The following is a 12,187-nucleotide window of genomic DNA, read 5'->3' as shown; positions in this document are numbered from 1 at the left end:
CATGCACAAGGATCTTGTACGGCTGGCACTGGGCGAGCGGGCCGTCCGCCGCCACCTGGCCGTGTGCCTGGCCGCCGCCGTCCTGACCGGGCTGCTCGTCCTCGTCCAGGCGGAGCTGCTCGCCGGGGTGCTGTCCGGGCGGTTCGCGACCCCGGCCCTGATCCTGCTGGCGCTCGTCGTCGGCGTCCGGGCGCTGCTCACCCTGGGGCAGGGGATCGCCGCCGGGCGCATGACCACCGGGGTGAAGTCCGCCCTGCGGCACCGCCTGCTGGCGCGGCTGCGGGATCTGGGCCCCGTCAGGCCCGCCTCGCAGCGCTCGGGCGAGCTGGTGACCCTGACCGGCCGGGGCCTGGACGCCCTCGACCCCTACCTGTCGGGCTACCTGCCGGCGGTGGCGGTCGCGGGCGTCGTGCCGATCGCGGTGCTCGTCCGGCTGTTCACCGCCGACCTGGCCAGCGCGGTGATCGTACTGGTCACGCTGCCGCTCATCCCGATCTTCGGGGCACTGGTCGGCATGCACACCAAGGCCGTGACGGAGCGCCAGTGGAAGGCCCTGTCCCGCCTCGGCGGGCACTTCCTGGACGTGGTCAGGGGCCTTCCCACCCTGCGGGCCTTCGGCAGGGCCCGCTACCAGGCCGAGGTGATCCGGCGGGTGGCCGACGCCCACCGGGCCGCGACGATGCGCACGCTGCGGGTGGCGTTCCTGTCCTCGCTCGTCCTTGAGCTGGCCGCGTCCCTGTCGCTCGCCCTGGTCGCCGTCCCGGTGGGCCTGCGGCTGCTTTCCGGCTCCCTGGACCTGTCGACCGCGCTGCTGGTCCTGCTCCTGGCGCCGGAGGCGTACCTGCCGCTGCGCAACATGGGCGGCAGGTTCCACGCGGCGATGGAGGGCGTCGCCGCCGCCGACGAGGCGTTCGCCGTCCTGGACGGCGAGGCGGAAGCCCCAAGGGCGACGGGGGCCGCGGGAGCCTCGGCGGTCTCGGCGGTCTCGGCGGTCTCGACAATGGGGCCCGCGCGCGACGGGCGGGCGGGAACCCGTACGGCGGAGGAATCCCTGCCGGAAGCGGAGTCCGGAGCGGGGAGCGCGCCGGAGATCCGGCTGGAGCATGTCACGGTGCGCTACCCGGACCGTGAGGAGGCCGCGCTGCGGGACGTGTCGCTGGTGATCGCCCCCGGCGAACGGGTGGCCCTGGTCGGCGAGAGCGGCGCGGGCAAGAGCACCCTGCTCCACCTGCTGCTCGGCTTCGTCACCCCCACCGAGGGCCGGGTGCTCGTCGACGGCGCCGAGATCGGCGACCACGACTCCTGGCGGGCGCGCCTGGCGTTCGTCCCCCAGCGCCCGCACCTCTTCGCCACCTCGGTCGCCGACAACATCAGGCTCGGTGCCCCCGGCGCGACGATCGACGAGGTCAGGGCCGCGGCGCGGGCCGCGCAGGCGGAGGAGTTCATCCTGGCACTGCCCGAGGGCTACGACACGGTGCTCGGCGAGCGCGGGACGAACCTGTCGGCCGGGCAGCGGCAGCGGGTCGCGCTCGCCCGCGCGTTCTGCCGCCCGGAGGCCGACCTGCTCCTGCTGGACGAGCCGACCGCGCGGCTCGACGGCCGCAGCGAGGGCGCGGTCGTGAACGCGACCCGCGACCTCGCCGAGGGCCGCACCGCCGTGATCGTCGCCCATCGGCCCGCGATGATCGACCTGGCCGACCGGGTGATCCGGATCGCCGACGGACGCGTGGTGGCCGGGGAGAGACCTCCGGCGGGAACACGAGAGGAGGTCTCCTCGTGACCGACGTCAGCCAGATCCCGACGGGCCGGATGGACGGGGAGCGAACGGTGGGCCAGGCGGACGGACGACCTGCCGACCGGTCCGGCGGGCGGCTCGCCCTCGCCGCGGCCGCGGGGGCGGCGGCCGAACTGGCCGGGCTCGGGCTGATCGGCTCCGCCGCGTGGCTCATCACCAGGGCCGCCGAGCAGCCCCCGCTCGCGGCGCTGAGCGTGGCGATCGTCGGGGTCAGGGCGTTCGCGACGACCAAGGGCGTCTTCCGCTACGGAGAGCGTCTGGCCGGTCACGACGTGGCGCTGCGGGCCCAGGCGACGACCAGGGAGCGGCTCTACCGGGCGCTCATCCCCGGAGGATCGCCGAGGCAGCGGGGGGCCGACCTGCTCAGCCGCATGGTCGACGACACCGACGCGGTACAGGACCTGCTCGTACGCTGCCTGCTCCCGGCGCTGGCGGCGCTGGTCACCGGCGTGGCCGCGGTGGTGATCGGACTGTTCCTGCTCCCGGTGGCGGCATTCGCGCTCCTCGCCGGGCTGCTGGTGGCCGGGGTGCTGATCCCCGCGGGCACGGCCGCCGCCGCGCGGCGCTGGTCGGCGCGGATCGCCCCGGCACGGGCCGACCTGGCCGCCCGGGTCGCCGATCTGGTGCACGGGGCCGCCGACCTCGCCGCCTACGGGGCGGACGAGCGGGCACTCGCCGCCGCCGCCGAGACCGACGCCCGGCTGGCGGCGCTGGAGCGCAGGCAGGCACGGGCGAACGCGGTGGCCTCGGCCCTGGGCATGCTCACCCAGGGACTGACCGTGACGGCGGTCGTCCTGCTGGCGGGGAGCTCGGGGGCGGGTGCGGTGACCACCGCGGTTCTCGCGCTGGTCTCGCTGGTGTCCTTCGAGCCGGTGCTGCCGATGGCCGCGGCCGGGGAGCGGCTGACCGGGGTGCTCGCCGCCCTGCGCCGCCTGCGGGAGGTGGGCGCGACCCCACCGGCGGTGACCGAGCCGTCCGTCCCGGTCCCTGTCCCCGGCGGGCCGCCGACCGTCGAGATCGAGAACCTGGTGGTCCGGCACGACGCCGGTCTCGCCCCCGCCCTGGACGGCGTCAGCCTCACCCTCACCCCCGGTAGGCGCGTCGCCCTGGTCGGCCCCAGCGGTGCCGGCAAGAGCACCCTGCTGTCGGCCCTGATGCGCCTGGTAGAGCCCGAGTCGGGGACGATCAGGGTCGGCGGGGTGGACGTCCGGGAGCTCGCGTCCGACGACGTGCGGCGGGTGATGACCGGGCTGACGCAGGATCCGTACGTGTTCCAGACCTCGCTGAGGGACAACCTGCGGCTCGCGGGCCCGGAGGCCGGTGAGGAGGAGCTGGCCGAGGCGGTGCGGCGGGCACGCCTGGACCGGTGGGTGGAGCGCACCGGCTGGGACGCGACGCTCGGGGAGGACGGGCGTACGGTGTCCGGTGGCCAGTTGCAGCGGCTGGCGCTGGCGCGGGCGCTGTTGCACGACCCGCCGGTGCTGCTGCTCGACGAGCCCGCCGAGGCCCTGGACGAGACGACGGCGGACGCGCTCATGGCCGACCTCCTGGACGCCACCCACGGCCACACGACGCTGCTCGTCACGCACCGGCTGCGCGGGCTGGAGCGGGTGGACGAGATCGTCGTACTGGAGAACGGGTCGGTGACGCAGCGGGGCACCCACCGGGAGCTGGTCTCCTCTCCCGGCTACTACCGCGACCTGTGGCGCTCGGAGGCGCTCACCGCCGGCCGGTGACATCTCGCTCCCCCGCCGCCCGTCCCCCCTCTCCAACCGGAGCGAAACAAGTGATCTTGACCGATTGGATGAACAATTCACCACTCTTAGGAAAACCAGCCGAATTACATCTCCCTCAACCTGTCGTACCGTCGCGGTAACCAAGCATCGGAGGGCCGGCACGTGTCCGTTGAGCTCCACCACCGCGCCGTCGCCGCGACCGGCGGCGTCGTCTGCGTCGACTTCCTGACCGCCTTCCTGGCCGAGTACACCGTGGACCGGCTGTTCCGCGCCGAGCTGGGACGGGCGCGATGAACCTGGACGTCATGCTCGAGGACCTGGAGGAGCTCGTCGCGTGCGAGTCGTTCTCCGCCGACCACGAGGCGGTGGCCCGTAGCGCCCGGGTGGTCGCCGACCAGGGGTTCAGGAGGCTCGGCGCGCGCGCCGAGACGATCGTGATCGGCGGGGTCACCCACCTGCGGTGGACCTTCGGCACGCCTCGGGTCCTGCTGGTCGGCCACCACGACACGGTCTGGCCGCTCGGGACGCTCGCCGAGCGCCCCTGGTCGGTGAGCGGCGGGATCGCCCGGGGCCCCGGGGTGTTCGACATGAAGGCCGGGCTGGTGCAGGCGTTTCACGCGCTCGCCGCGCTGCCCTCGCCGGACGGGGTGTGCGTGCTGGTCACCGGCGACGAGGAGGTCGGTTCACCGTCCTCACGCGCGCTGATCGAGGAGTCGGCACGCGGCCTCGCGGCCGCGTTCGTGCTGGAGGCGAGCGCCGACGGCGGAGCGCTCAAGACGGCACGCAAGGGAACGTCGGTCTACGAGCTCGTGGTGCGCGGAACGGCCGCGCACGCCGGCCTGGAGCCGGAGAAGGGGGTGAACGCGGGGATCGAGCTGGCCCATCAGATCCTCGCCGTCACCGGGATCGCCGATCGGGTGAACAGTGCTCCCCCTGTCGTGACGACGGCGGAGACGTCGCCCGCCGCGACGCGCGGGCTGCCCCTGCTCCCAGATCCGCGGCCGGGCTCCGCGGCACCGGAGACGCCGCACGGCGGGCCCGGCGGCCTGGGCCGGATCACCGTCACGCCCACGGTGCTGTCGGCGGGGACCACGGTCAACACCGTGCCCGCGCTGGCCCGCCTGTCGGTGGACGTGCGGGTGCCCACTCTCGCCGCGCAGGAGCGGGTGGACGAGCTGATGAGGGCGCTGTCCCCCCGGCTCGCCGGGACCCGGCTGGAGGTGACAGGTGGCCCGAACCGCCCTCCCCTGGAGGAGGCCTCGTCGGCCGGATTGTTCGCCGTCGCCCAGCGGATCGCCGCCGGCCTCGGGCTAGCCCCGCTCATCGGTGTCGGAGTGGGCGGAGCCTCCGACGGCAACTACACCGCCGGAGCCGGCTGTCCCACCCTCGACGGGCTGGGCGCGGTGGGCGGCGGCGCCCACGCCGACGGTGAGCACGTGGTCGTGGCCGAGATGCCCGGTCGTACGGCGCTGCTGACCGGCCTGCTCCGGGCGACGCTCGGATGAACGGCGTGATACTGCGCGAGCTGCGCTCCATCGAGGAGATGGAGGAGGTCTTCCGGCTGTTCGACGGCATCTGGCACCCCGATCCCGGCGGGGAGCCCATCACCGTCGAACTCATGCGGGCGCTGTCACACGCGGGCAACTACGTCACCGGCGCCTACCAGGGCGATCGGCTGGTAGGCGCCTCGGTCGGCTTCTTCGCGGCCCCGGCCGGGCAGGTGCTGCACTCGCACGTCACCGGCGCCGCCGTCGGGCGCGGGATCGGATTCGCGCTCAAATCGCACCAGCGCCGCTGGGCGCTCGACCGGGGCCTGGATCGCATCACCTGGACCTACGATCCGCTGGTGCGCCGCAACGCCCACTTCAACCTGGTCAAGCTCGGTGCCCGTCCCGAGGAGTACCTGCCGTCCTTCTACGGCGTGATGGAGGACGCGATCAACGCGGGCGACGAGTCCGACCGGGTGCTCACCGTCTGGCGGCTGACCGAGCCGCGGGTGCTCGCCGCCGTACGGGGCGAGCCGCACCGGCCGAAGGTCCCGCCGGACGCGGTGACCGCCCTGGCCGAACGCGACGGCCGCCCGGTCCCGGGAAGGACCGACGCCCGGATGCTGCTGGTCGCGATACCGGCCGACATCGAGGCGCTGCGCCGCACCGATCCCGGCGCGGCCAAGTCATGGCGCCACGCCGTGCGCGACGTGCTTGGCTCACTGATGGAAGAGGGCGCCCGGGTGACCGGGTTCACCGCCGAGGGTGACTACCTCGTGGAGCGGGCCGGGTGACCGGGTTAACCGCGAGGGCCGCCACCCCGTGGAGCGGACCCGCTGAATGCCCCGATCTGCGAGGCTCGCGGCGGACGCTCAGGGAACGTCCGGTGGGGCGCTCGGAGAAGGACGCGGCGCGAGCCGCGCGACATCGTGGAACGGGTCGCCTGACCGGCGGCGCTAGAGGAGGGAGACGCGGCGGAGGCCGCACACCGTCATGAAGATCACTGGAATCGAGCTGCGGCGGATCAGGATGCCGCTGGTCGCCCCCTTCCGCACCTCGTTCGGCACCGAGACCGAACGCGACGTCCTGCTCCTGCGCGTCGTCACCCCCGACGCAGAGGGCTGGGGCGAGTGCGTGGCCATGTCCGACCCCCTCTACTCCCCCGAATACGTCGACGGCGCCGCCGACGTCCTGCGTCGTTTCCTCATTCCCGCCCTGCCCGCCCACGTCGACGCCCACGGCGTGAACCGCGCCCTGCGCCCTTTCAAGGGCCACCGCATGGCCAAGGCCGCCCTGGAGACCGCCGTCCTGGACGCCCGGCTCCGCACCTCCGGCGAGTCCTTCGCCTCCTTCCTCGGCGCGGAAGCCGACCGCGTGCCCTGCGGAGTGTCGGTCGGCATCATGGACTCCGTCCCCCGGCTCCTCGACGCCGTCACCGGTTACCTCGACGAGGGTTACGCCCGGATCAAACTGAAGATCGAACCCGGCTGGGACCTCGCCCCCGTCCGCGCCGTCCGCGAACGCTTCGGCGACGATCTTCTCCTGCAGGTCGACGCCAACGCCGCCTACACCCTCACCGACGCCCCCCACCTGGCCAGGCTCGACGACTTCGGCCTGCTGCTCATCGAGCAGCCCCTCGCGAACGACGACATGGTCCAGCACGCCCGCCTCGCCACGAAGATCACCACCCCCATCTGCCTGGACGAGTCCATCGAGTCGGCCGAACACGCAGCCGCCGCCATCACCCTGGGCGCCTGCTCGATCATCAACGTCAAGCCCGGCCGCGTCGGCGGCTACCTCGAGGCGCGGCGCATCCACGACCTCGCCCGCGCCCACGGCGTCGCCCTGTGGTGCGGCGGCATGCTGGAGACCGGGATCGGTCGCGCGGCCAACCTCGCCCTCGCCGCGATGCCCGGCTTCACGCTGCCCGGCGACACCTCCGCCTCTCGCCGCTACTACGCCACCGACATCACCGCCCCCTTCGAGCTGAACGAAGGGCATCTGGAGGTCCCCACAGGGCCCGGCATCGGTGTCGACCCCGTCCCCGCGATCCTGGACGAGGTCACCGTCTCCACCGAATGGATCACCGTCTGAAGCGTTCCCCACCTCGGCGAGAACCCGGGTGGAGCCGGTCGCGTGGCCCGCGCCGCGGCCGGCTCCCCCACCTCGTAGGTGAGCGTCGGCCCCCGGCATCTGCCGGGGTACGGCGTGAGGTCCACGGCCTGCGGCGTCCCGGCGGGGACCGGGAAGTCCGGGGCCGCGAGCCCGGTGCTCTCGCGTATCACCGGTCCAGCTCGACCAGTTCCTCGTCGACGAGCTGCATCACGAGGGCCGCGGTCCAGAACTCCGGCTCCTCAGGCGATCTTGGGTGTGGCACGCACACCCAGGTGGATGTACGGCGAGCCGTCGGGGAGTTCGTAGAACACCGCCGACAGCCACTGCGGCTCTCCTTCGGGGCGGCCGACGAAGGTGACGTCGTCCACCGCGACGAGATCGAACTCCATTGGCTGCTTCAGCCCGGCGAGGGCTCCGGTGGCCTCGATGTGCAGCGAGAGCCTGCCGCCGCGGATCGTGAGCGTCATCCGGCTGCCCGCCCGCTCGTACACGCCGGCGTACCGCTCGACGTCGGTCTCGAACGGCGCGGCCGGCGGTCCCAGCACGGGCGGCACGGCCAGGCCGAGCAGTTGGCCGAAGAGCTCGGTGGCGAGGGCGTGATGGAACGCGGCGGTGTGGCCGCCGTTCGCCAGCGCGCACACCACGGTCTCGCTGTCGGGTACGGCCCAGAGCATGGCCGCCTGGCCGATGGTGTTGCCGCCGTGGGAGATGATCCGGTGCCCCTGCCACTCGTCCAGGATCCAGCCCAGCCCCCACTGCCTCCCCAGGGTGTACGGGTTGGGGATGTCCACCTGCGGCTCCCACATCGCCCGCGGGTCGGCGAGCAGGCCGGTGCCCAGGTGCGCGCGGGCGAAGGCCACGACGTCGGCGGGACGCGCGCAGATCAACCCCGCCGGGCCGCAGGAGCGCATCAGGCCCCAGACGGGGGCGGGCGCGCCGTCGATGTGGCCCATCGCGCCGCGGAAGCGCAGCACGTCCTCCGGCAGGGTCCAGGTGTGGCTCAGGCCGAGCGGCTCGATGATCTGCTCGCGCAGCGCGGCGTCCCATCCCTTGCCGGTGAGACGTTCGATGACGCGCCCGGCGATGATGAAACCCGAGTTGCAGTATGACTGGGTGGCGCCCAGGGGGTGGTTCTGCGCGAGGTTCGCACAGGCCTCGACGTACTTCTCGACGCAGTCGTCGCCGCGGCCGGTGTCGAGGAAGAGGTCCCCGTCGATGCCGGAGGTGTGCGAGAGCAGGTGCCGGATGGTGACGGTCTTGGTCACCTCGGGGTCGGCGACCCGGAACTCCGGCAGGACCTCGGCGACCGGGGCGTCGAGCGTGAGCGCGCCCCGCTCGACGAGGAGCATGATCTGGGTGGCGGTCCAGACCTTGGTGACCGAGCCGATCTGGAAGAGCGAGTCGGTGGTCGTCTCCACCCCGGTCTCCACGTTGAGCACGCCCGCAGCGAACTCGTGCACCTCCCCCTCGTGCAGGAAGGCCAGGCCAGCGCCGGGCACCTCGTACTCGGTGATCAGCTCGGCGAGACGGGCGTGCCAGCGACCGGGATCCACTGCTCCAGCCATTCGACGATCCTTTCTTCGTGGTCCACCCGGTGGGACGGACGGCCGTCGAGGATGAACACCCGGGTGGCACACCAGCGCTTACTTGTACGTTCCACTCGCGGGGAAAGGCGAGGCATGTCCGAAGGTTAAGCCCACCCGGGCGCCGCTTCTTCGGCCTTCACGACGAACCGGACCCGATCCGTTGTGTCGTCCTCCAACCGCCTCGCGGGAGCGCCCGCTCTCCGGCCCCGCCGAGGGGGCGCGTCCACCGAGGTCTCGAAACCAGCGGGACCCGCGCGGCGGACCACGGCGACCGGATGTGCCGTGAACGACGAAGACGGATGTGCCGCCGGAGCCGTGGTGGCCTCCGGCGGCACATCCGTCGGGGAACCTTACTCGCCGGTCTTCTCCGCGAGGGTCACCGTGACGGTGTGGGGCTGCCCGTCGCGGGCGTAGGTGATGCTCACCTGCTGGCCGGGCTTGAAGCCGCGGACGGCTCCGACCACGGTGGCGGCCTCGTCCACCGCCGTGTCGTTGATCTTGGTGATCAGATCGCCCTGCTGGATGCCCGCCTTGGCCGCGGGGCTTCCCTCGGTGACCTGGCCGACCAGGGCTCCGCCCGCGTCCCCGGTGGCGTCGGTCATGCTCACGCCCAGGAAGGCGTGGGAGACCTTGCCGCTCTCGATGAGCTGCTGGGCGACCTGGTTGGCGGTGGTGATGGGGATGGCGAAGCCGACGCCGATGCTGCCCTCCCCGCCGTTGGTGGCGATGGCGGTGTTGATGCCCACCACCTGGCCGGCCGCGTTGACCAGAGCGCCTCCCGAGTTGCCGGGGTTGATCGCCGCGTCGGTCTGGATGGCGCCACCGATGGTGGTGCCCGCACTGCCGCCCTGCTGCTGCCTGCCCCAGCCGGGCGGGAGCTGCTGCCGGCCCTGGTCACCGCCGACGGTCAGGGTACGGTTCAGCGCGCTGACGATCCCGGCGGTGACCGAGCCGGACAGGCCGAGCGGGCTGCCGATCGCGAGGACGGAGTCACCCACCTTCAGCCGGTCGCTGTCGCCGAGCGAGGCCTTGGTCAGGCCGGAGACCCCCTCCGCCTTGATGACCGCGAGGTCGGTGGCCGGGTCGGTACCGACGATCTTCGCGGTGGCGGACTTCCCGTCGCTGAACTTGACGGTCACCTGGCTGCCCGGACCCCCCTGGCCCCCGGCCTCCACCACGTGGTTGTTGGTCAGGATCAGTCCGTCCTCCGACAGCACCACCCCGGACCCCTCGCCCCCGCCGGCGGCGGTCCTGATCTCGATCGACACCACGGAGGGCTGGACGGCCTGGGCGATGTCGGCGACCGTGGTCACGTTGCCGACCTGGCTCACCACCGGGCCGGCCGACGAGACCTGGGCGACGGTGCCGCCGTTGAGACTCGTCGCGGCGAAGGCCCCCGCGACCCCACCTCCGACGGCCATGGCCGCCAGAGCGAGACCGGCGCCTACTTTCTGCCCGACGCTGAGCCTGCCTCGCTGCGGGGGGAGCGCCCCCGATCCCCCGTACCCCCCGGCTCCTACTGGTGTCTCGGCGGCGAGCTGTTCCGGCACCGGGTGGATCAGCGTCGGCTGCGGTCCGGTGTCGGCGTCGGCGCGGTAGGCGCCGACGCGCGGCGGCACCTTGCCGAACTGGGTCCAGCCGTCGTTCCCGGGGGTCGCCTCGGCCGGTGTGCCCTGCTGCTCATTCCTGTTCGGGTCCATGTCTTCCCCCAAGTCCTACATCCTCCCCGGTTCGACGGGGCGGAGGCCGGTGCTCACCGGTTAGGGAAAACAATGCCCGACCGCACGTAAGACCAGCTTAAGAGCCTGATCGCGTCGAGCGGGATCCTCTGACAACGGCTTTATCCGCCGTGCTCAGCGGGCGCCCCGCGGCGCGGAGACCACCATGAAGATCTTTTCCGGAATCAGCGCGCGGGCGGGGGTGCCGATGATCACCCGCCCCTCCGGCCGGGGAATGTGGCGATCGTCCGTGAGGACGCCGCCGATCTTTCGCTCCGCCCTCTTGTCCCGGACTCACCCATGCCACATACTCATAAATATGACTATTAATCATCATGACTACTGCGGCTAGCCGGTGGCCCTGCGACACGCGGTGCTGGCCGCGCTGCTGGACGGCGAGTACAGCGGTTACCAACTGACCAAGATCTTCGATGTGGGGGTCTCCAACTTCTGGTACGCCGCCCCCCAGCAGCTCTACGCCGAGCTGGCCAAGCTGGAGTCCGACGCTCTGGTGACGGGCCGCGAGGTCGTTCAGCAAGGACGTCCCAACAAGCGTGTGTTCACCGTGACCGAGGCCGGGGTGGGCGAGCTCGCCGCCTTCGCCGCGATCCCGGCCAAGCCCCTGCTCATCCGCGACGACCTGGCCGTGAAGGTCCACGCGTCCGACCTGCTCGCCCCCGAGATCCTGATCGCCCAGCTCCACGAACGCGCGGAGGAGGCGGCGGCCAAGCTCACGCTGTTCGGCAAGATGCTGGTGCGCCTGCGCGGCGACATGGACGAGGAGTCGTTCCTACGCCTGGGGGAGCGCGTCGGCCCGTACCTCACCTGCCTGGGCGGGCTTCGGCTGGAGCGGGAGATGCGCGACTGGTGCCTGCAGACGGCCCGGACGCTGGGTGAACGTGCCGTACACAACGAAGGAAAGCCGGCGTGAAGACCTACCACCGCTATGTCGCGCTCGGCGACAGCCAGACCGAGGGGCTCGGCGACGGCGACGACGTGAGCGGGTACCGCGGCTGGGCCGACCGGCTCGCCGAGCACCTGGCCGACGCCAACCCGGACCTGCTCTACGCCAACCTCGCCGTACGCGGCCGCCAGGCCGCCCGGGTCCGCGACGAGCAACTGCCGGTCGCTCTGGAACTGCGCCCCGACCTGGCCACGGTCGTGGCCGGCATGAACGACGTCATCCGCCCCGGATACCGGGCCGCCGAGGTCGCCGGCGCCCTGGAGGACATGTTCGCGGGCCTGACCGCCATCGGGGCGCACGTGGTCACCGCGACCTTCCCCGACATCACCAGGGTCGCGCCGCTCGCCCGCCCGCTCCTGCCCAGGGTGCTCGACATCAACGAGCGCATCCGCGAGGCCGCCGCCCGCCACGGCGTCACCGTGATCGACATGTACCCGCTCGCGTTCGTCACGGATGCCCGGATGTGGCACGAGGACCGCCTGCACATCAGTTCCGTGGGGCACGCCAGGCTCGCCGCCGCCATGGCGCACGCCCTGAGCCTGCCGGGCAGCGACCCCACCTGGAGGTCTCCGCTCCCCGCGCTGCCCGCCCCCGCCGTCTGGCGGACCGCGGCGACGGAGCTGCGCTGGCTGGTCACCTTCGCCAGGCCGTGGATCGGCCGCCGCCTGCGTGGCCGCTCCTCGGGTGACGGCCGCACGGCCAAGCGCCCCCTTCTCACTCCACCGGCAAGGAACGATCAGCCGATGCCCGGCGGATCGGGCATCGGCTGATCGACGAGTTCGACCC

The 12,187-nt window shown here is 72.6% G+C and carries 10 protein-coding genes; 8 read left to right on the top strand and 2 right to left on the bottom strand.

Annotation, left to right across the window (positions count from 1 at the left end; translation table 11 throughout):
- Nucleotide 1 precedes the first annotated feature (1 nt).
- The 6 genes from cydD (at nt 2) to menC (ending at nt 7,112) form a co-directional block, all read left to right on the top strand.
- Nucleotides 2-1,780 carry a thiol reductant ABC exporter subunit CydD gene (cydD, locus tag ABZ664_RS09685; protein ID WP_362505682.1) on the top strand — a complete coding sequence of 593 codons (1,779 nt, stop codon included), beginning with the start codon at nt 2-4 and terminating at the stop codon, nt 1,778-1,780.
- Entirely contained in the window at nt 1,777-3,531 is a 1,755-nt protein-coding gene (gene cydC / locus ABZ664_RS09680; RefSeq protein ID WP_362505679.1) for a thiol reductant ABC exporter subunit CydC, read from the top strand. Before cydD ends, cydC begins: the two co-directional genes overlap by 4 nt.
- 162 nt (nt 3,532-3,693) lie before the next feature.
- Nucleotides 3,694-3,825, top strand: coding sequence for a hypothetical protein (locus ABZ664_RS09675; protein ID WP_362505676.1), 132 nt, complete (start codon nt 3,694-3,696; stop codon nt 3,823-3,825).
- Nucleotides 3,822-5,036 carry a M20 family metallopeptidase gene (locus ABZ664_RS09670; protein WP_362505673.1) on the top strand — a complete coding sequence of 405 codons (1,215 nt, stop codon included), beginning with the start codon at nt 3,822-3,824 and terminating at the stop codon, nt 5,034-5,036. The genes ABZ664_RS09675 and ABZ664_RS09670 overlap by 4 nt, the downstream gene beginning before the upstream one ends.
- The gene (locus ABZ664_RS09665) at nt 5,033-5,812 is read left to right on the top strand and encodes a GNAT family N-acetyltransferase (protein ID WP_362505670.1); all 780 of its coding nucleotides are present in this window, start codon (nt 5,033-5,035) and stop codon (nt 5,810-5,812) included. The genes ABZ664_RS09670 and ABZ664_RS09665 overlap by 4 nt, the downstream gene beginning before the upstream one ends.
- A 199-nt stretch (nt 5,813-6,011) precedes the next feature.
- Nucleotides 6,012-7,112: an o-succinylbenzoate synthase gene (menC, locus tag ABZ664_RS09660; protein ID WP_362505667.1), complete on the top strand. Its 1,101-nt coding sequence runs from the start codon at nt 6,012-6,014 to the stop codon at nt 7,110-7,112.
- A 260-nt stretch (nt 7,113-7,372) separates the two neighbouring features.
- Here the strand turns inward: menC and ABZ664_RS09655 are convergent, their stop codons facing one another.
- On the bottom strand, nt 7,373-8,698 hold the full coding sequence (locus ABZ664_RS09655) for a serine hydrolase (protein WP_362505664.1): 1,326 nt from the start codon (nt 8,696-8,698) through the stop codon (nt 7,373-7,375).
- A 371-nt stretch (nt 8,699-9,069) separates the two neighbouring features.
- Nucleotides 9,070-10,431 carry a trypsin-like peptidase domain-containing protein gene (locus ABZ664_RS09650; RefSeq protein WP_362505661.1) on the bottom strand — a complete coding sequence of 454 codons (1,362 nt, stop codon included), beginning with the start codon at nt 10,429-10,431 and terminating at the stop codon, nt 9,070-9,072.
- A 361-nt stretch (nt 10,432-10,792) separates the two neighbouring features.
- Here ABZ664_RS09650 and ABZ664_RS09645 point away from each other — a divergent pair, with 361 nt between their 5' ends.
- Nucleotides 10,793-11,368, top strand: a complete 576-nt coding sequence (locus ABZ664_RS09645; protein ID WP_362505658.1) for a PadR family transcriptional regulator — start codon at nt 10,793-10,795, stop codon at nt 11,366-11,368.
- Entirely contained in the window at nt 11,365-12,171 is an 807-nt protein-coding gene (locus tag ABZ664_RS09640; RefSeq protein WP_362505655.1) for an SGNH/GDSL hydrolase family protein, read from the top strand. The genes ABZ664_RS09645 and ABZ664_RS09640 overlap by 4 nt, the downstream gene beginning before the upstream one ends.
- Nucleotides 12,172-12,187: the final 16 nt, after the last annotated feature.

It is taken from the genome of Streptosporangium sp. NPDC006930, from assembly GCF_040635605.1.
Taxonomy (GTDB): domain Bacteria; phylum Actinomycetota; class Actinomycetes; order Streptosporangiales; family Streptosporangiaceae; genus Streptosporangium.
Note: the sequence above shows the minus strand (reverse complement) of the source record. Positions and strands in the feature narration are given on the sequence as shown.

Coding starts and splice junctions, on each gene's coding strand:
- cydD (WP_362505682.1), top strand. CDS start 2: ATGCACAAGGATCTTGTACGGCTGGCACTGGGCGAGCGGGCCGTCCGC.
- ABZ664_RS09670 (WP_362505673.1), top strand. CDS start 3,822: ATGAACCTGGACGTCATGCTCGAGGACCTGGAGGAGCTCGTCGCGTGC.
- ABZ664_RS09665 (WP_362505670.1), top strand. CDS start 5,033: ATGAACGGCGTGATACTGCGCGAGCTGCGCTCCATCGAGGAGATGGAG.
- menC (WP_362505667.1), top strand. CDS start 6,012: ATGAAGATCACTGGAATCGAGCTGCGGCGGATCAGGATGCCGCTGGTC.
- ABZ664_RS09655 (WP_362505664.1), bottom strand. CDS start 8,698: ATGGCTGGAGCAGTGGATCCCGGTCGCTGGCACGCCCGTCTCGCCGAG.